The sequence below is a fragment of the Pseudomonas sp. 2995-3 genome (genome assembly GCF_002742565.1).
Lineage (GTDB): Bacteria > Pseudomonadota > Gammaproteobacteria > Pseudomonadales > Pseudomonadaceae > Aquipseudomonas > Aquipseudomonas edaphica.
In genome coordinates, this window is the sequence record NZ_LJSB01000125.1 from 128589 (window position 1) to 146157 (window position 17569).

Annotated in this window: 16 protein-coding genes; 13 read left to right on the forward strand and 3 right to left on the reverse strand. The window is 60.5% G+C overall.

Features of this window, described 5'->3' with window-relative positions; genetic code table 11:
* Positions 1 to 8: 8 nt before the first annotated feature.
* Complete coding sequence (locus tag AOA62_RS05675) at positions 9 to 1544, reverse strand: HDOD domain-containing protein (RefSeq protein WP_017138473.1); 1536 nt, start codon at positions 1542 to 1544, stop codon at positions 9 to 11.
* 166 nt (positions 1545 to 1710) lie between these two features.
* Between AOA62_RS05675 and motA the strand changes: the two genes are divergently transcribed.
* Positions 1711 to 2562, forward strand: coding sequence for a flagellar motor stator protein MotA (motA, locus tag AOA62_RS05680; protein ID WP_017138472.1), 852 nt, complete (start codon positions 1711 to 1713; stop codon positions 2560 to 2562).
* 3 nt (positions 2563 to 2565) lie between these two features.
* The gene (gene motB, locus AOA62_RS05685) at positions 2566 to 3591 is read left to right on the forward strand and encodes a flagellar motor protein MotB (protein WP_017138471.1); all 1026 of its coding nucleotides are present in this window, start codon (positions 2566 to 2568) and stop codon (positions 3589 to 3591) included.
* 455 nt (positions 3592 to 4046) lie between these two features.
* Here motB and rsgA read toward each other — a convergent pair whose 3' ends face one another.
* Positions 4047 to 5078 (reverse strand): small ribosomal subunit biogenesis GTPase RsgA, encoded by a 1032-nt coding sequence (rsgA, locus tag AOA62_RS05695; protein WP_003171340.1) that lies wholly within the window; start codon positions 5076 to 5078, stop codon positions 4047 to 4049.
* A 107-nt stretch (positions 5079 to 5185) separates the two neighbouring features.
* Here rsgA and orn point away from each other — a divergent pair, with 107 nt between their 5' ends.
* Positions 5186 to 5728 carry an oligoribonuclease gene (orn, locus tag AOA62_RS05700; RefSeq protein WP_060767947.1) on the forward strand — a complete coding sequence of 181 codons (543 nt, stop codon included), beginning with the start codon at positions 5186 to 5188 and terminating at the stop codon, positions 5726 to 5728.
* Positions 5729 to 6143: 415 nt separating this feature from the next.
* The gene (locus AOA62_RS05705) at positions 6144 to 6761 is read left to right on the forward strand and encodes a trimeric intracellular cation channel family protein (RefSeq protein ID WP_169986743.1); all 618 of its coding nucleotides are present in this window, start codon (positions 6144 to 6146) and stop codon (positions 6759 to 6761) included.
* Here the strand turns inward: AOA62_RS05705 and queG are convergent.
* Positions 6758 to 7822: a tRNA epoxyqueuosine(34) reductase QueG gene (queG, locus tag AOA62_RS05710; RefSeq protein ID WP_017138468.1), complete on the reverse strand. Its 1065-nt coding sequence runs from the start codon at positions 7820 to 7822 to the stop codon at positions 6758 to 6760. The two genes, AOA62_RS05705 and queG, sit on opposite strands and share 4 nt — an antisense overlap.
* 63 nt (positions 7823 to 7885) lie before the next feature.
* On the opposite strand from queG, the gene AOA62_RS05715 reads away from it, so the two are divergent.
* The 9 genes from AOA62_RS05715 (at position 7886) to hflC (ending at position 17336) form a co-directional block, all read left to right on the forward strand.
* Positions 7886 to 8746: an NAD(P)H-hydrate dehydratase gene (locus tag AOA62_RS05715; RefSeq protein WP_099548092.1), complete on the forward strand. Its 861-nt coding sequence runs from the start codon at positions 7886 to 7888 to the stop codon at positions 8744 to 8746.
* Positions 8734 to 9204, forward strand: a complete 471-nt coding sequence (gene tsaE / locus AOA62_RS05720; RefSeq protein WP_099548093.1) for a tRNA (adenosine(37)-N6)-threonylcarbamoyltransferase complex ATPase subunit type 1 TsaE — start codon at positions 8734 to 8736, stop codon at positions 9202 to 9204. Before AOA62_RS05715 ends, tsaE begins: the two co-directional genes overlap by 13 nt.
* 17 nt (positions 9205 to 9221) lie before the next feature.
* A complete protein-coding gene (locus AOA62_RS05725) occupies positions 9222 to 10643 on the forward strand; it encodes an N-acetylmuramoyl-L-alanine amidase (RefSeq protein WP_017138465.1) in 1422 nt (473 codons plus the stop codon).
* Between the two features lie 14 nt (positions 10644 to 10657).
* A complete protein-coding gene (gene mutL, locus AOA62_RS05730; RefSeq protein WP_178075623.1) occupies positions 10658 to 12556 on the forward strand; it encodes a DNA mismatch repair endonuclease MutL in 1899 nt (632 codons plus the stop codon).
* Entirely contained in the window at positions 12556 to 13527 is a 972-nt protein-coding gene (gene miaA, locus AOA62_RS05735) for a tRNA (adenosine(37)-N6)-dimethylallyltransferase MiaA (protein ID WP_099548094.1), read from the forward strand. Before mutL ends, miaA begins: the two co-directional genes overlap by 1 nt.
* Positions 13528 to 13620: 93 nt before the next feature.
* A complete protein-coding gene (gene hfq, locus AOA62_RS05740; protein ID WP_003188059.1) occupies positions 13621 to 13881 on the forward strand; it encodes an RNA chaperone Hfq in 261 nt (86 codons plus the stop codon).
* 12 nt (positions 13882 to 13893) lie between these two features.
* Positions 13894 to 15195: a ribosome rescue GTPase HflX gene (gene hflX / locus AOA62_RS05745; protein WP_017138462.1), complete on the forward strand. Its 1302-nt coding sequence runs from the start codon at positions 13894 to 13896 to the stop codon at positions 15193 to 15195.
* A 96-nt stretch (positions 15196 to 15291) separates the two neighbouring features.
* Positions 15292 to 16470: an FtsH protease activity modulator HflK gene (gene hflK / locus AOA62_RS05750; RefSeq protein WP_017138461.1), complete on the forward strand. Its 1179-nt coding sequence runs from the start codon at positions 15292 to 15294 to the stop codon at positions 16468 to 16470.
* Positions 16470 to 17336, forward strand: coding sequence for a protease modulator HflC (hflC, locus tag AOA62_RS05755; RefSeq protein WP_017138460.1), 867 nt, complete (start codon positions 16470 to 16472; stop codon positions 17334 to 17336). The genes hflK and hflC overlap by 1 nt, the downstream gene beginning before the upstream one ends.
* Positions 17337 to 17569: the final 233 nt, after the last annotated feature.

Below are 17569 nucleotides of genomic sequence, written 5' to 3' on the forward strand. Positions count from 1 at the left end.
CGCAAGCATCAGGCGCTGCGGTTGGTAAAGCTGTGCAGCGCTTTCTCGATGCATTGAGCGGTTTTGCCAAAAGCCTGCACGGTGGTTTCCGAGAACGGCCCGCCGCCCTGGTCGGCGACCATCAGCATCACCACGCGGCCATTGCAGCTCAGAGAGCGTAGCAACAGGTGTTCACCGGTAAACCAGCGGCGCAGGATCGGCGGCAGCAGCGCAGAAAATTGCGCGTGATTGTCTGGCGTGAGGCGCACCTGGGCGGACTTTTCCAGCAAGCGTTGCAGCAGTGTGCTGTTGACGACGTCGAGGCTCAGGTTGGCAGCGTCCTTGGGCAAGCCATCGGCCTGATGCACACGCAAGGTACTCAGGGCGCGGTCGGCCATAAAGAGCAGCACCCGCTGCATGCCACTGGCGACCAAGGCTTCCTTGGCGCAGGTGGTCAAGTGCATGGCGTTGGCAAAGCGGCTTGGTTCGACCAGCAACTCGGTGCAGCGCTTGCGCCACACGGCCAGTGCTTCGGCAGTGGGCGGCGGTGCGGGCAGCAGGCCGCGATGGACCTTCTGCACATGCCACGGCCAGATCAGCGACAGCGCCGGGTGCCAGAGGTCCGGCATCAAGGTGGTGCGCGCGCTGGTGACCGCTTGTTGGTGAACCTGCTGCTGCACGTCACACAGCGGCGCTTGCAGGTACAGCGCGGTAAGGTATTGCCAGCGCTCGGTGTGCGGGCAGGTCCAGGATTCCTGGGCCGACATCGCCAGGCCGTTGGCCAGCAGCACGGTGTTGGCGGGTTGGTTCAACCAGCGCCGCAGGTTGGGTTCGGCATCGAGCAGTTGCTGCTGGCGCAGCGCGTCATCTTCGCGGGCGATGTGCAGCGCCTTGACCAGCAAGCGCTGCTCGGTCAGCAGCAGGTTGTAGCCCTGGGACACCCAGATCGGCAGGTGCCAGGCTTCGGTCAGGCCAAGGCACAAGTCGAGCAGGCGTACACCGAACAGTTCCTGCTCGACCTTGTGCGCCGACTGGCCTTTGTGGATGACCCGCAGTTCCCATTCTTCCAGGAGTTTGGGGTAGGCCACGGCCAGCGGCCACAGCGGCGACAGAAACAGCAGGCTGCCCCAATGGATGTCTTGCCACAGCCGCGCCAGGCGGCTGGCGAACAAACCGTTGGCTTGCTGTGAGGCGTGCTGGCTTATCAGCAGCAGTTGGCGCAAAGCCACCGGGATGTCTTTTTCCGGCACCGAGGGCAGGCGCGCGAGCAATTCTTCGGCGCGTTTGAGACCCAGGCGGTTCAGCGCCACTTCGAGGTTTTCCGCCGGCCCCGACAGGCTGCCGTGCGCCTGGCTGTTGGCCTCGCGCATCACACTGAGCACCAGTGCCGGGCTGTTTTGCATCAGCTCGGCAATATCTCGCAATGAACTGCGGCTGTCGCGGATGGCCTTGCACACGCGTTCGTGACTAGCCTGAGGAACAGGCAGCAGCACATCGTCCAGGCGCTTGATCCAAGCGGCGAGGGTGGTGGGTTTTGTATTTGGAACTGTCGTTTCGTTTGCCATGATTGGGGCGCGATCATCACTTGCGTTCTACACGCCCGGAACGGGCCGAATTGGCTTTTCGCCTTAACGGGCTATAGTCTGGCGCAGTTTTGCCGATAAGTAGAACAAGAGTTTTCTGCAGCACCCACTATGTCCATGAACCCGACGGCGCAAGTACCAATCTCCTATGGCTAAAATTATCGGCATCATCGTCGTCATCGCAAGTGTGCTCGGTGGGTACGTCCTGTCCCACGGTAAAATTGCCGCGCTGATCCAGCCCTTCGAAGTGCTGATCATCGGCGGCGCCGCGTTTGGTGCTTTCCTGCAGGCCAACCCCGGCTACATGACCATGCACGTGATCAAAAAGTCGCTGGGCATGTTCAGCTCACGCTTCTCTCACACGTTCTATCTTGAAGTGCTGGGGCTGATCTACGAGATCCTCAACAAGAGCCGCCGCGAAGGCATGATGGCCATCGAAGGCGACATCGAAGACGCTGCCGCCAGCCCGATTTTCGCCAAGTACCCGGCCGTGCTCAAAGATGAGCGCATGACCGCCTACATCTGTGACTACCTGCGCATCATGTCCTCCGGCAACATGGCCCCGCACGAGCTCGAAGGGCTGTTCGACATGGAGCTGTTCAGCCTGAAGGAAGAGCTGGAACATCCTTCCCACGCCGTGACCGGCGTCGCTGACGGCATGCCCGGTTTTGGTATCGTTGCGGCGGTACTGGGCATTGTGGTGACCATGGCATCCCTGGGTGAGGGCGACCAGAAGGCTATCGGCATGCACGTGGGCGCGGCCCTCGTCGGTACCTTCTTCGGTATCCTCGCGGCCTACGGTTTCTTCGGCCCACTGGCCACGTCCCTGGCCCACGATGCCAAGGAAGAAGTGAATTTGTACGAAGCGATCAAGGCCTGCCTGGTGGCTTCGGCGTCCGGCATGCCGCCATCGCTGGCGGTGGAGTTCGGGCGCAAGGTGCTGTACCCGAAACATCGCCCAAGTTTTGCCGAGCTGGAACAAGCGGTTCGCGGTCGCTAAGTCATGGAAAACAACCAGCCGATAATCATCAAGCGCGTCAAGCGCTTCGCTGCGGGGCACCATGGCGGCGCCTGGAAAATCGCCTTCGCCGACTTTGCCACGGCGATGATGGCGTTCTTCCTGGTGCTGTGGCTGATGTCGACCGCCACGCCCGAGCAGAAGATCGCCATTGCCGGTTACTTCAAAGACCCGATTGGTTTTTCGGAAAGCGGCACGCCCTTCGTGATCGACCTGGGCGGCTCACCGCAACTGGCGCCTGAGCGCACCATCAACCCCGAGGTCAAGACCGAGTCGCCGCAGGAAAATATCCCGATCGAGCGCGACACCGTCGAGAGCATGGCCGAGCAGGTCGAGAAAGAGCGCCTGGAGTTGTTGCTGCAGGAACTGCAGACCAAGGTCGAAGAAAACCCGCAGCTGCTGAAGTTCAAGGATCAGATTTCCTTCGAGATCACCCCCGAAGGCTTGCGCATCCAGATCACCGATGCGGCCAATCGGCCGATGTTCGACTCCGGCAGTGCGCGCTTGAAGCCGTACTTCGAAGATATCCTGCTGGCCATGGCCGACACCATCAAGGCGGTGCCGAACAAGATCAGCATCAGCGGTCATACCGACGCCAAGCCCTATGCGGGCCAAGGCGACTTCGGCAACTGGGAGCTTTCGGCCAACCGCGCCAATGCCGCCCGTCGTGCGCTGGTGGCGGGCAGCTATCCCGACCCGCAAGTGGCGCGCGTGGTGGGGTTTGCGTCCTCGCAGTTGTTTGACCCTAAAGACCCGTTCAACCCGATCAACCGCCGTATCGATATCGTGGTGCTGACTAAAAAAGCCCAGCGTGCGATTGAAGGTGATCAGCCGCCACCTGCGGCGCCGACCCAGGGCGAAGGCGCTCCGGGTGAAGTGCCGGCAGATCCGAATGCTATTCCGCCAGGGCAGGAGCCGCTGCCGGCCCATGAGCTGCGGCAGAAGCTGAACCTGTTTGATGACGGCGGGGTGAAAGACCCTACGGCGCCTGCGCCAACGCCGGGTTCGTAAGCGGTCTTTGTTGGTTGTAAATGAAAACGCCCCGACTATGTCGGGGCGTTTTCATTTGTGTTCAGAGAGGAAGGTAGGCTTTGACGCCGCTGATGACACCTCGCATGTCCTCCACGCACAGGCGCGGCACGAAGTACTCCCGGCCCTTGGAGCGAGTCTTTCTGTGCAGTTGTTAATGCCCCACAAAAAGCAAAGCCGCCCGAAGGCGGCTTCATTCGACGCGCAGTGGAGCTTGCTTCGCCTCTTCTGCGCCGCTGGATCAACCCCGAAAAGGATCCAGACTCCTGCCAGCTTTCGCTGGTGACGGAGCAATTATGCGCATCGAGAAATCCGAATACAAGCTGGCTTGTGCGTATGAGCCACCCAGTTGGTCCGGATTCTTGATGCCTGCTCCTATTAAATCAATGGACTAGGGGCTTCAGTACACTGGTTTATGTGTATCAAGAAGTGGATCGTTAGTAGCTGCTCTCCGGCAAGCTCGCAATAATCGACCGATAGCTGTTCATTCGCTGCTGCTGCACGCGCCCATCTTCCAGGGCCTTGAGCAACGCACAGCCCGGCTCGCGGTCGTGTTTGCAGTCGCGGAAGCGGCAGGTGCCGATCAGGTCGTTGAACTCGATGAAGCCCGCTTCCACATCGCTGCGGCTGACGTGGCCGAGGCCGAATTCACGGATGCCTGGGGAGTCGATCAACTCACCGCCGCCGGGGAAGTGGAACAACCGCGCGGTGGTGGTGGTGTGGGTACCCTGGCCGGACAGTTCCGACAGCGGGCCGACACGGGTGTCGACTTCCGGCAGCAGGCTGTTGACCAGCGATGACTTGCCCACGCCAGACTGGCCGACGAACACACTGATGCGCCCGTCCAACTGCTGTTGCAGTTGTTCCATGCCATTGCCGTGATGCGCCGACACTTCCAGCACCGGGTAACCCAGGGTGCGGTAGACCGCCAGCAACGCGTTGAGCGCCGGGGCGTTCTGCTCGTCGATCAGGTCGAATTTGTTCAGCAGCAGCAGCGGGCGAATGCCGGCATGCTCGGCTGCGACCAGGTAGCGGTCGATCAGGTTGGCATGCGGCTCGGGCAGCGGTGCGAACACGATCACGATCATGTCAACGTTGGCCGCCACTGGCTTGAGCTGGCCACGACTGTCGGGGCGGCGCAGTTCGGTGGTGCGCGGCAATTGGGCGACGATCACGCCGATGCCCTGGTTGCCGGCACGCCACACGACCTTGTCGCCGGTGACCAGCGCAGGCAGGTTGGCGCGCAGGTGGCAGCGCGACACCGAGCCTGCGAGTTCGCCCTCGAGCGCCTCGACTTCGACCTGCACACCAAAGTGCGCGATCACCAGGCCCGTTTGTTCAGGCCCCAGGTCGCCGCCCTCGAGCGCTTCCACGGCGGAGGATTCACGTTTGGCGGCGCGAGCGGCGCGTTCGCCTTGAATCTTTTCGATGCGCCAGTTTTGGCGGCGATTGAGCTGGCGTTTGGCCATTGGTGTTCCGTGTCGATAATGCAAAGGTTGGGTAAAACGGTCGCGAGTCTAGCACGCCCCCGCCTGCTAAACTGCGCAGCTAAGCCAAGGGCCAAGAGAATCAAGCCATGCAAAACCCACAGAACCTGATTTGGATCGATCTGGAAATGACCGGTCTGAACCCCGACACCGACGTCATCATCGAGATGGCGACCATTGTCACCGACAGCAACCTCAACACCTTGGCCGAAGGTCCGGTGATCGCCATCCATCACAGCGACGCTGTACTGGCCACCATGGACGAGTGGAATACCCGCACCCACGGCAACTCGGGCCTGACCCAGCGCGTGCGCGAGAGCCGCATCAGCATGGCTGAGGCCGAAGCTGAAACCATCGCCTTCCTGGAAAAGTGGGTGCCCAAGGGCAAGTCGCCGATCTGCGGCAACAGCATCTGCCAGGATCGTCGCTTCCTTTATACGCACATGAAGGGGCTGGAAAGCTACTTCCACTATCGCAACCTGGACGTGTCCACACTCAAAGAGCTGGCGGCGCGCTGGGCGCCGGAGGTCAAGGACAGCTTCCACAAAGGCAGCACGCATTTGGCGCTGGATGACATTCGCGAGTCGATCGCCGAGTTGCAGCATTACCGCAAGCATTTCATCAAGGCTTGAATCTGTGGCGCCTGCTCTGGCCCCATTGCAGCATTGGTGTCTACGCAGCCGGTTGAAACAAACTCTGTGGTAAGTGGGCTGTTGTGGCGAGCAGGCTTGCCCTGCGTTGGGCTGCGAAGCAGCCCCAAATCCAGACGCTGAGTTCTTTCAGGAAAATTGCAGTGTCTTTACTGGGGCCGCTTCGCAGCCCAACGCAGGGCAAGCCTGCTCGCCACAGGGAAATCTGGATGCCTTCAAGTTGTGTAGATACCAGGCCCTATCGCAGGCAAGCCAGCTCCCACACTTTGACTTGTGAACACATTCAAATGTGGGAGCTGGCTTGCCTGCGATGCTGTCGATACGGTCTTTCGCCATGCGCCCCCTTTTGGTGCCATCACCCAATGATTAGAATGCGCGCCTATTCGCAAGGATCGCCATCATGCTGTTGATGCTCTACCTCATCGCCATCACCGCCGAAGCCATGACCGGCGCGCTGTCCGCCGGGCGCCGTGGGATGGACTGGTTTGGCGTGGTGCTGATCGCCTGCGTCACGGCGCTGGGCGGCGGTTCGGTGCGCGATGTACTGTTGGGGCATTACCCGCTGACGTGGGTCAAACACCCGGAATACCTGGTGCTGACCTCGATCGCCGCGCTGGTGACGATCTTTATTGCACCGCTGATGCGCCGTCTGCGCTCGCTGTTCCTGGCGCTGGACGCCTTGGGCCTGGTGGCGTTTACCCTGATCGGCTGCATGACTGCTTTGGAAATGGGTCACGGCATGCTGGTGGCTTCAGTCAGCGGCGTGATCACGGGCGTATTCGGCGGCATCCTGCGCGATATCTTCTGTAACGACATCCCGCTGATCTTTCGCCGCGAGCTGTACGCCAGCGTGTCGTTTCTCGCCGCCTGGTTCTACATGCTGTGCCTGTATCTGCAACTGCCCAGCGAGCAGGCGATTCTGCTGACTTTGTTCAGCGGCTTTTTATTGCGGCTGCTGGCGATACGTTTTCACTGGGAAATGCCCAAGTTCGTCTACAACGACGACGTGCACTAGCGCGTAGCGTGCTGGTTCAGCGCCCATTCCACATGTTCGCGCACCAGTTCGGACGGATAATCGCGACGTGCTTTCAAGGCTTCGAGTACCGGAATGCTTGACGGCGCGTTGCCCAGGCCCACTGCCAGGTTGCGCAGCCAGCGCTCATACCCGGCGCGACGCAGGGGCGAGCCTTCTGTGTTGCTGAGGAATTTATCCTCGTCCCACATAAACAATTCGGCCAGTTCTGCGTTATCCAGATTGTGCCGTGGCTTGAAATCGCTTTCGGCCGTGGATCGGGCGAAACGATTCCAGGGGCAAACGATCTGACAGTCATCGCAGCCGAATACCCGATTGCCGATCAGTGGGCGCAGGTCCTCGGGGATCGCACTCTTGAGTTCGATGGTCAGGTAGGAAATGCAGCGCCGCGCGTCGAGCACATAAGGGCCGACGAAGGCATTGGTGGGGCAGATATCCAGGCATGCGGTGCAGCGGCCGCAATGCTCGGTGACGTGAGGCGCGTCCACCGGCAACGGCAAATCGACAAACAGTTCGCTTAAAAAGAAATAGCTGCCGGCCTTGCGATTGAGTACCAGGGTGTTTTTGCCAATCCAGCCGAGGCCAGCTTGTTCGGCAATGGCTTTTTCCAAAACGGGCGCGCTGTCGACAAAGGCGCGAAAGCCGAACGGGCCGATCTGTGCCTGGATACGGTCGGCCAGTTGTTGCACGCGCTTGCGGATCAGCTTGTGGTAATCGCGGCCCAAGGCGTAACGGGAGATGTAGGCTTTTTCTGGCTTGGCCAGCAACTGCGCCATTTGCGTGTCGCCTGGCAGATAATCCATGCGCAGCGAAACTACACGCAGCGTGCCCGGCACCAGTTCATCGGGGTGCGAGCGTTTGCTGCCATGGGCGCCCATGTATTCCATCTCGCCGTGGTAGCCCGCGTCGAGCCAGCGTTGCAGGTGCTGCTCATGCTCGGCCAGGTCCAGGCCGCTGATGCCGACTTGTTGAAAACCCAGCTCGCGGCCCCAGTCTTTGATCGATTGGGCGAGGGCGGGCAGATCGGAAGTAATTGCAGGCATGAGACACGGGAAACCACAGGTTAGATGCGTATAATTCTGCCAGACATCGGAGCTTGAAGACGCATGCCGCAGACAAAACACACAATTACCGACGTACAGCCGCTGTTGCACGGCCATTTGCCGCAACTGGCTGCACGTTCCCCGGACGCCCATAAAGGCCAGTTCGGTCACCTGCTGGTCATCGGCGGCGACCATGGCTTTGGCGGTGCCGGGCTGCTCAGCGCCGAAAGCGCCTTGCGCAGTGGCGCAGGCATGGTTTCGTTGGCGACTCGCCCGGAACACGTGCCAGCCGCACTCGCACGTTTGCCGGAAGTGATGACCGTCGGCGTCAGTTCGGCCAATCAGTTGATGGGGCTGCTGGAAAAAATCTCGGTGATTGTTATCGGTCCCGGCCTGGGCGCAGCGTCCTGGGGCAAAAGCCTGTTGTCGGTTGCCGCCAACGCCCAGCAGCCGCAAGTTTGGGATGCTGACGCCTTGAACCAGTTGGCCGCAGGCGGTGTAAGCCTGCCGGCCAGCAGCGTGATCACGCCGCATCCCGGCGAGGCGGCGCGGTTGATGGGCATCACGACAGCCGCGGTTCAGGCCGATCGCCTTAACGTGGCGCGCGCGTTAAGCCAGAAATTCAATGCAGTGGCTATCCTCAAGGGTGCTGGCAGTTTGATTGCCAGCCCGGACGGCCGTGTTTCGCGCTGTGACCAAGGTCACCCGGCGATGGCGACGGCCGGTTTGGGTGATGTGCTGAGCGGCTTGGTGGGTGCATTGCTGGCCCAGGGCATGCCCGCCTATGAGGCAAGTTGCCTGGCCGTGTGGTTGCACGCCACGGCGGGGGATCGCCAAGGCACTTATGGTCGCGGCCTGGCCGCCAGCGACCTGATACCTGCCATTCGTCAATTGCTGGAGGAGCAGTCGCCGTGCCTGAAGTAAGCCTTTTTCTGGCTGATGAAGACGCCATGGTTGCGTTGGGTCAGCGTATTGCACAGGTTTCGGCCGGCGCAGGACTGATTTTCCTTGAAGGGGACCTGGGCGCGGGCAAAACCACGCTGTCGCGAGGGATCATTCGTGGGTTGGGCCACACGGGCGCGGTAAAAAGCCCGACGTTCACCTTGGTCGAACCCTACGAGATCGGTGCAGTTCGCGCCTTCCATTTCGACCTGTATCGGCTGGTCGACCCTGAAGAACTGGAGTACATGGGTATCCGTGATTACTTCGATGAAGACGCACTGTGCTTGATCGAGTGGCCAGATAAAGGCACAGGCTTTTTGCCAAAGCCGGACCTGACCATTACCATTACGCCGCATGAGCATGGACGTCAGCTGAAGTTGTTGCCCCAGAGTGCGCGCGGCCAGTCTTGGTGCGCGGCCCTGGCATTGGAATTCAAATAAAATTGGTGGGGTTAGGTATGCGCTTTCGCGCGATGGTTGCTGTCGTAGGGGTGTTGCTTGCGGCAATGACTTTCAATGCTCTGGCTGCTTCACAGGTGAAAAGTGTTCGCCTGTGGCGAGCGCCGGATAACACGCGACTGGTGTTCGACCTGTCTGGCCCGGTCCAGCACAGCGTCTTTACCCTGACGGCGCCCGATCGGCTGGTGATCGACATCAACGGCGCCACCCTCGGCGCGCCGCTGAAAGTCTCAACCGCCAATACCCCGATCACCGCGATGCGCTCGGCCCAGCGCACGCCGACGGACCTGCGTGTGGTCATCGACCTGAAAAAGGCCGTGACCCCGAAAAGCTTTGTGCTGGCGCCTAATGCCCAATACGGCAATCGGTTGGTGGTCGACCTGTTCGACAACGCCGCCGACGCTGCACCGCCGCCTGCGCCAACCCCAAGCGTTGCGACTGTTCCGGCCGTGCCGGTCAACCCGTCGCAGCCGCAGGTCAAGTTGCCGCCGCCACCACCTGCGCCTGCGGGCAAGCGCGACATTATTGTGGTGATCGACGCCGGCCACGGCGGCGAAGACCCGGGCGCCTCCGGCTCGCGCGGCCAGCATGAAAAAGATGTGGTACTGGCCATCGCCCGTGAACTGCAGCGCCAGGTTAATGGCATGAAAGGCTATCGCGCCGAGCTGACCCGTACCGGCGATTACTTCATCCCGCTGCGTGGCCGTACCGAAATCGCCCGCAAGAAGGGTGCAGACCTGTTTGTGTCGATCCATGCCGACGCCGCGCCATCAACCGCTGCCTTCGGTGCCTCGGTGTTTGCCTTGTCGGATCGTGGCGCCACGTCCGAGACCGCACGCTGGCTGGCCGACAGTGAAAACCGTTCCGACCTGATCGGCGGGGCCGGCAACGTGTCCCTCGACGACAAGGACAAAATGCTCGCTGGTGTACTGCTCGACCTGTCGATGACCGCTTCGCTGACCTCCAGCTTGAACGTCGGCCAAAAAGTCCTCAGCAACATTGGCCGCGTGACGTCCCTGCACAAACAGCGCGTGGAGCAGGCTGGGTTCATGGTGTTGAAGTCGCCGGATATCCCGTCGATCCTGGTGGAAACCGGGTTTATCTCCAACTCCAACGAAGCCTCGAAGCTGGCCAGCGCCAACCACCAGCAGGCGCTGGCGCGTTCGATCAGCGCCGGTATTCGCCAGTTCTTCCAGCAGAACCCGCCGCCGGGTACCTACATTGCCTGGCTGCGTGATTCCGGCAAAATCGCCCAAGGCCCGCGTGACCATCGCGTGCAACCCGGCGACACGCTGGCCATGCTGGCCGTGCGTTTCCAGGTATCTGCCGCGACCTTGCGCAGCGCCAACAACCTGAAGACCGATGAGTTGAAAGTCGGTCAGGTGTTGACCATCCCTGGCACTGAATTGGCGGCGCAGTAATGAGCGACTCCTTATTGAACAGTGGCTCGCGCATCGAACTGCTCAGCCCGCGCCTCGCCAACCAGATTGCTGCGGGTGAGGTGGTTGAGCGTCCGGCGTCGGTGATCAAGGAATTGCTGGAAAACAGTATCGACTCCGGTGCCAAGCGCATTGATGTCGATGTGGAGCAGGGCGGCGTCAAGCTGCTGCGGGTCCGCGACGACGGCAGCGGGATTTCCTCGGATGACCTGCCGCTGGCCCTGGCTCGTCACGCCACCAGCAAGATTCGCGACCTTGAAGACCTTGAGCGGGTAATGAGCCTGGGTTTTCGCGGTGAGGCATTGGCGTCCATCAGCTCCGTAGCACGCCTGACCCTGACTTCGCGCACCCGCAGCGCCGAGCAAGCCTGGCAGGTGGAAACCGAAGGCCGTGACATGGCGCCTCGTGTGCAGCCGGCCGCGCACCCGGTGGGGACGTCGGTTGAAGTTCGCGACCTGTTTTTCAACACGCCCGCGCGACGCAAGTTCCTCAAGGCCGAAAAAACCGAATTCGATCACCTGCAAGAAGTCATCAAGCGCCTGGCGTTGGCGCGTTTTGATGTGGCGTTCCATTTACGCCACAACGGCAAAACCATCCTCAGCCTGCACGAAGCCCATGACGACGCCGCGCGCGCTCGGCGGGTCTCGGCGATCTGCGGCGCAGGCTTCCTTGAGCAGGCGCTGCCGATTGAAATCGAGCGCAATGGCTTGCGCCTTTGGGGCTGGGTCGGTTTGCCGACCTTTTCCCGCAGCCAGGCGGACTTGCAGTATTTCTTTGTGAATGGCCGTGCGGTACGCGACAAACTGGTGGCCCACGCGGTGCGCCAGGCGTATCGCGATGTGCTGTTCAACGGGCGGCACCCGACGTTTGTGCTGTTCTTTGAAGTCGACCCGTCGGTGGTCGACGTCAACGTGCACCCGACCAAGCACGAAGTGCGCTTCCGTGACGGGCGCATGGTGCATGACTTCCTCTACGGCACGCTGCACCGCGCCTTGGGCGATGTGCGCCCGGATGATCAGTTGTCAGCGCCGATTGTGACGGCGGCGGTAAGGCCGAGCGGTCCGGAGGCTGGCGAGTTCGGGCCTCAGGGCGAAATGAGCCTGGCGGCCAACCTGCTGCAATCGCCGCAGCCGCAGCCTTCCTACACCGCGCCGGGGTCCGGTGCGGGCGCGGGTTATCAGTACCAATACACGCCACGCCCGCAGTCGACTGTGCCGGTAGCCGAGGCCCAGGCGGCCTATCGCGAATTTTTTGCACCGCTGCCGGGGGCCGAGCCGGGCGCTGTGGCATTGCCTGAGGGCGGCGGTGATATTCCGCCTTTGGGTTATGCGCTGGCGCAGCTCAAGGGCATTTATATCCTGTCCGAAAACGCCCACGGCCTGGTACTGGTGGACATGCATGCCGCCCACGAACGGATCATGTACGAGCGCTTGAAGATCGCCATGGCCAGTGAAGGTCTGAGCGGCCAGCCGCTGTTGGTGCCGGAATCCCTGGCTGTAAGCCAGCGTGAGGCCGATTGCGCCGAGGAGCACCACAGCGTGTTCCAGAAGCTGGGCTTCGAACTGCAACGCCTGGGCCCGGAAACCCTGGCTATTCGCCAGATTCCCGCCTTGCTCAAGCAAGCCGAAGCCAACCGCCTGGTCGCCGATGTACTGGCCGACCTGATGGAATACGGCACCAGCGATCGCATCCAGGCACATATCAACGAACTGCTCGGTACCATGGCCTGCCACGGTGCAATCCGCGCCAACCGCCGCCTGGCGTTGCCGGAAATGAACGGTTTGCTGCGCGACATGGAGAACACCGAGCGCAGCGGGCAATGCAACCATGGCCGACCGACCTGGACCCAAATGGGCCTGGACGACTTGGACAAACTGTTCTTGCGCGGCCGTTGATGAGTGCCTTGCCCCCCGCCATCTTCCTGATGGGCCCTACGGCCGCCGGCAAGACCGACCTGGCCATCGAGCTGACCAAAGTGCTGCCTTGCGAGCTGATCAGCGTCGACTCTGCCCTGGTTTACCGGGACATGGACATCGGCACGGCCAAGCCTTCAAAAGAACTGTTGGCACAGTATCCGCACCGGTTGATTGACATCATCGACCCGGCCGAGAGCTATTCCGCCGCCGATTTCCGTGCCGATGCCTTGGCCGCCATGGCCGAGATCACCGCGCGGGGCAATATTCCGCTGCTGGTGGGCGGTACGATGCTCTATTACAAGGCTTTGCAGGAAGGCTTGGCGGATATGCCTGCGGCCGACGCCCAGGTGCGTGGCGAAATTGAAGAAGAGGCTGCACGCCTTGGCTGGCAAGCCCTGCACGACCAGTTGGCGGCAGTCGACCCGGTTTCCGCTGCGCGCATTCACCCCAATGACCCCCAGCGCCTCAGTCGCGCCCTGGAAGTCTGGCGGGTGAGCGGCCAGACCATGACTGAACACAGGCTGAAACAAACTGCGCAAAGTGCTGATGCAGGCGCATCTGGACAGTCACAATTGCCCTATACTGTGGCGAATCTGGCCATTGCTCCGGCAAATCGCCAGGTGTTGCATGAACGAATTGCACAAAGATTCACAATTATGTTGGAACAGGGGTTTGTGGACGAGGTCGTAGCACTGCGTTCCAGAGGTGACCTGCATGCCGGGTTGCCTTCGATACGTGCTGTAGGCTACCGCCAAGTCTGGGAACACCTGGATGGCAAGCTGACGTCAGCCGAAATGCAGGAGCGCGGCATCATTGCCACGCGCCAATTGGCGAAGCGCCAGTTCACCTGGCTGCGCAGCTGGAGCGAGTTGCACTGGTTGGACAGCCTGGACAGCGACAATCTGTCGCGCGCCTTGAAATACTTGGGATCGGTCTCCATATTGAGCTGAGTCCTTGCAATTGCCGTCTATCCTTGGGGGTGTGACGGCCATAAGCTATCTATTTTCCGAATTTTATTATTGATCCTTAAAGGAGTGCGGCACATGTCAAAAGGGCATTCGCTACAAGACCCTTACTTGAATACTTTACGTAAAGAGAAAGTTGGGGTTTCCATCTACCTGGTTAACGGTATCAAGCTGCAAGGCACGATCGAGTCGTTCGACCAGTTCGTGATCCTGCTGAAAAACACCGTCAGCCAGATGGTTTACAAGCACGCTATCTCGACAGTCGTTCCAGTTCGTCCAATCCGTCTGCCTAGCGCAGCAGGTGATGAACAGGGTGACGCTGAGCCAGGTAACGCCTGATAGGAGTCTCCTTTGTTCTTTGAGCGCCACGGTGGTGGTGAGCGAGTAATCCTCGTTCACTTGGATGGACAGGACCCTGAGGCGCGCGAAGATCCGCAGGAGTTTCAGGAGTTGGCAAATTCGGCCGGCGCCGAGACCGTTGCGTTTTTTAACGTACCGCGTCATCGGCCAACCGCCAAATACCTGATAGGCAGCGGCAAGGTCGAGGAACTGCGCGACCTGGTTCACGCCGAAGAAGCCGATCTGGTGATCTTCAATCACACCCTCACGCCCAGTCAGGAACGTAACCTCGAACGTGTTTTCGAGTGTCGCGTGATCGACCGCACCGGTCTGATTCTCGATATTTTCGCCCAGCGCGCCCGTACCCATGAAGGCAAGCTCCAGGTAGAACTGGCCCAGCTTGACCACATGAGCACCCGGTTGGTACGCGGCTGGACTCACCTTGAACGCCAGGGTGGTGGCATCGGCATGCGCGGCCCGGGTGAAACCCAGCTGGAAACCGACCGCCGTCTGCTGCGGGTGCGCCTGCGCCAGATCAAGGGCCGCCTGGAAAAAGTACGCAGCCAGCGCGAACAATCACGCCGTGGCCGCTCGCGTGCGGATATCCCTACCGTGTCCCTGGTGGGCTATACCAACGCCGGCAAATCCACGCTGTTCAACAACGTGACGAAATCGGACGTTTACGCGGCCGACCAACTGTTCGCCACCCTTGACCCGACCTTGCGCCGTCTGGATATCGACGACCTGGGGCCGATTGTCCTGGCCGACACAGTAGGTTTCATTCGTCATTTGCCCCACAAGCTGGTCGAGGCATTTCGGTCTACGCTCGAAGAGTCGAGCAATTCCGACCTGCTGTTGCACGTGATCGATGCGGCCGAACCGGATCGCATGTTGCAGATCGAGCAAGTGATGGTGGTGTTGGGCGAGATTGGTGCACAAGACTTGCCGATACTCGAGGTCTATAACAAACTCGATTTGCTTGAGGGTGTTGAGCCGCAAATCCAGCGCGATGAAGACGGCAAGCCCCAGCGGGTATGGCTGTCGGCGCGCGATGGCAGTGGTCTGGAGTTGCTTGAACAAGCGATTGCCGAACTGCTGGGCAGCGATTTGTTTGTCGGCACCTTGCGCTTGCCGCAACGTTTTGCTCGACTGCGTGCACAGTTTTTCGAACTGGGCGCCGTACAGAAAGAAGAATACGACGAAGAAGGTGTCAGCTTGCTGGCCGTTCGATTGCCGCGCTCGGAGCTGAATCGGCTGGTCAGCCGTGAAGGTGTGGTACCGACAGAGTTCATCGAACAACACACTTTGCAATAAAAGCCTCCGAAAGCGGTTGTGCCGCAGTAGCAGGCATTCTGTAGCATTGGTCGGCGCGCCGTGGGTGCGTCTTTGCTTTATCAGATGGAGAGCGCTATGGCTTGGAATGAGCCGGGTGGCAACTCGAATAATCAGGATCCTTGGGGTGGTAAACGCCGCAATAATGGCGACCGCAAGGGGCCACCAGATCTCGACGAGGCCTTCCGAAAGCTGCAGGAAAGCCTGAATGGGTTGTTCGGTGGTGGAAAAAAACGTGGTGGCGGTGACGACGGCGGTCGCACAAGCAAGGGCGGCGGCTATGGCCTGCTGGGCCTCGGGCTTGTCGTGCTCGCAGCTGTTTGGCTGTACAGCGCCGTGTACGTGGTGGACGAGCAGGAGCAGGCTGTTGTGCTGCGCTTCGGCAAGTACTACGAGACTGTCGGGCCAGGCCTGAACATCTATTTCCCGCCGATCGACAAGAAGTACATGGAGAACGTCACGCGTGAGCGTGCCTACACCAAGCAGGGCCAGATGCTGACCGAAGACGAGAACATCGTCGAAGTGCCGCTGACCGTGCAGTACAAGATCAGCAACCTGCAGGACTTCGTGCTGAACGTTGATCAGCCGGAAATCAGCCTGCAACACGCAACCGAAAGTGCCCTGCGCCATGTGGTGGGTTCCACCGCCATGGACCAGGTGCTGACCGAAGGTCGTGAATTGATGGCCAGCGAGATCAAGGAGCGCCTGCAGCGGTTCCTCGATACCTACCGCACCGGCATCACCGTCACTCAGGTGAACGTACAGAGCGCAGCTGCACCGCGCGAAGTGCAGGAAGCCTTTGATGACGTGATCCGCGCCCGTGAAGACGAGCAGCGTTCGCGCAACCAGGCTGAAACCTACGCCAACGGTGTCGTACCGGAAGCCCGTGGTCAGGCCCAGCGTATCCTTGAAGATGCCAACGGTTACCGCGACGAAGTGGTCTCCCGCGCCAAGGGTGAGGCGGATCGCTTTACCAAACTGGTTGCCGAGTACCGCAAGGCTCCGGAAGTCACGCGTGAGCGTCTGTACCTGGACACCATGCAGGAAGTTTTCAGCAACACCAGCAAGGTTCTCGTGACCGGCAGCAAAGGTGGGCAGAACAACCTGCTGTACCTGCCGCTGGACAAGATGATCGAAGGTGGTCGTAGCGGCACCAGCGCACCGTCCAGCAGCTCGAATGCCGCTGCCAACGAAGCGAGCGCCCGTGCGGCCGCTGACTTGCTGCAACAGCAAACACGTACCAGGGAGAGTCGTTGATGAGCAATAAATCGCTGACCGCCCTGATTGTGGGCGTCGTCGTGGTCATCGCTGCCTGGAACTGCTTCTACATCGTGTCTCAGACCGAGCGCGCGGTGTTGCTGCAATTCGGTCGTGTGGTGCAGGCGGATGTCCAGCCGGGCCTGCATGTGAAAGTCCCCTACGTGAACCAGGTGCGCAAGTTCGACGGCCGCCTGATGACCCTGGATGCACCGACACAACGCTTCCTCACCCTGGAAAAGAAAGCCGTGATGGTTGACGCCTACGCCAAGTGGCGCGTCAAGGATGCCGAGCGCTTCTACACCGCGACCTCCGGCCTCAAGCAGATTGCCGACGAGCGTTTGTCGCGCCGTCTGGAATCGGGCCTGCGTGACCAGTTTGGTAAACGCACCCTGCACGAGGTGGTATCCGGTGAACGTGATGCGCTGATGGCTGACATCACCCGTTCGCTGAACACGATGGCAGAAAAAGAGTTGGGCATTGAAGTGGTTGATGTCCGGGTCAAGGCTATCGACCTGCCGAAGGAAGTGAACCGCAGCGTGTTCGAGCGTATGAGCACCGAGCGTGAGCGTGAAGCCCGTGAGCACCGCGCCAAAGGTAACGAGTTGGCTGAAGGTATCCGTGCGGATGCCGACCGTCAGCGCCGTGTACTGCTGGCAGAGGCTTATCGCGAGTCTGAAGAGGCTCGTGGTGACGGCGACGCGCAAGCTGCGGCGATCTACGCCAAGGCTTACGGCCAGGACCAGGAGTTCTACGCGTTCTACCGTAGCTTGCGTGCCTACCGTGAAAGCTTCGCGAACAAAACCGACGTCATGGTGCTGGACCCAAGCAGCGACTTCTTCCGCTACCTGGAAAAGTCCAAGTAACCAAGCCTGTGACCTTAGGGCGCACTCCGTCGGGCGGCTAAAATGCCTGGCGGGGTGATCCTTTCAGAAAACGGGTGTATGATGCGGCAGCCGGGAAATTCCCGGCTTTTTTGCGTCTGCATGTTTGATTCGGCAGGCGCCACAGGTTTTTCGAGGAAAGTGCCCGACGAGGCCGCTGGCAGGCCGTTCGTCACGTCGCTCTTGCGCGTGGATTATGCAAAGCGTGGGTATTT

Excerpts from the sequence above, each read along its gene's own strand:
- AOA62_RS05675 (WP_017138473.1), bottom strand. The coding sequence starts at position 1,544 with ATGGCAAACGAAACGACAGTTCCAAATACAAAACCCACCACCCTCGCC.
- motA (WP_017138472.1), top strand. The coding sequence starts at position 1,711 with ATGGCTAAAATTATCGGCATCATCGTCGTCATCGCAAGTGTGCTCGGT.
- motB (WP_017138471.1), top strand. The coding sequence starts at position 2,566 with ATGGAAAACAACCAGCCGATAATCATCAAGCGCGTCAAGCGCTTCGCT.
- rsgA (WP_003171340.1), bottom strand. The coding sequence starts at position 5,078 with ATGGCCAAACGCCAGCTCAATCGCCGCCAAAACTGGCGCATCGAAAAG.
- orn (WP_060767947.1), top strand. The coding sequence starts at position 5,186 with ATGCAAAACCCACAGAACCTGATTTGGATCGATCTGGAAATGACCGGT.
- queG (WP_017138468.1), bottom strand. The coding sequence starts at position 7,822 with ATGCCTGCAATTACTTCCGATCTGCCCGCCCTCGCCCAATCGATCAAA.
- AOA62_RS05715 (WP_099548092.1), top strand. The coding sequence starts at position 7,886 with ATGCCGCAGACAAAACACACAATTACCGACGTACAGCCGCTGTTGCAC.
- AOA62_RS05725 (WP_017138465.1), top strand. The coding sequence starts at position 9,222 with ATGCGCTTTCGCGCGATGGTTGCTGTCGTAGGGGTGTTGCTTGCGGCA.
- miaA (WP_099548094.1), top strand. The coding sequence starts at position 12,556 with ATGAGTGCCTTGCCCCCCGCCATCTTCCTGATGGGCCCTACGGCCGCC.
- hfq (WP_003188059.1), top strand. The coding sequence starts at position 13,621 with ATGTCAAAAGGGCATTCGCTACAAGACCCTTACTTGAATACTTTACGT.
- hflK (WP_017138461.1), top strand. The coding sequence starts at position 15,292 with ATGGCTTGGAATGAGCCGGGTGGCAACTCGAATAATCAGGATCCTTGG.
- hflC (WP_017138460.1), top strand. The coding sequence starts at position 16,470 with ATGAGCAATAAATCGCTGACCGCCCTGATTGTGGGCGTCGTCGTGGTC.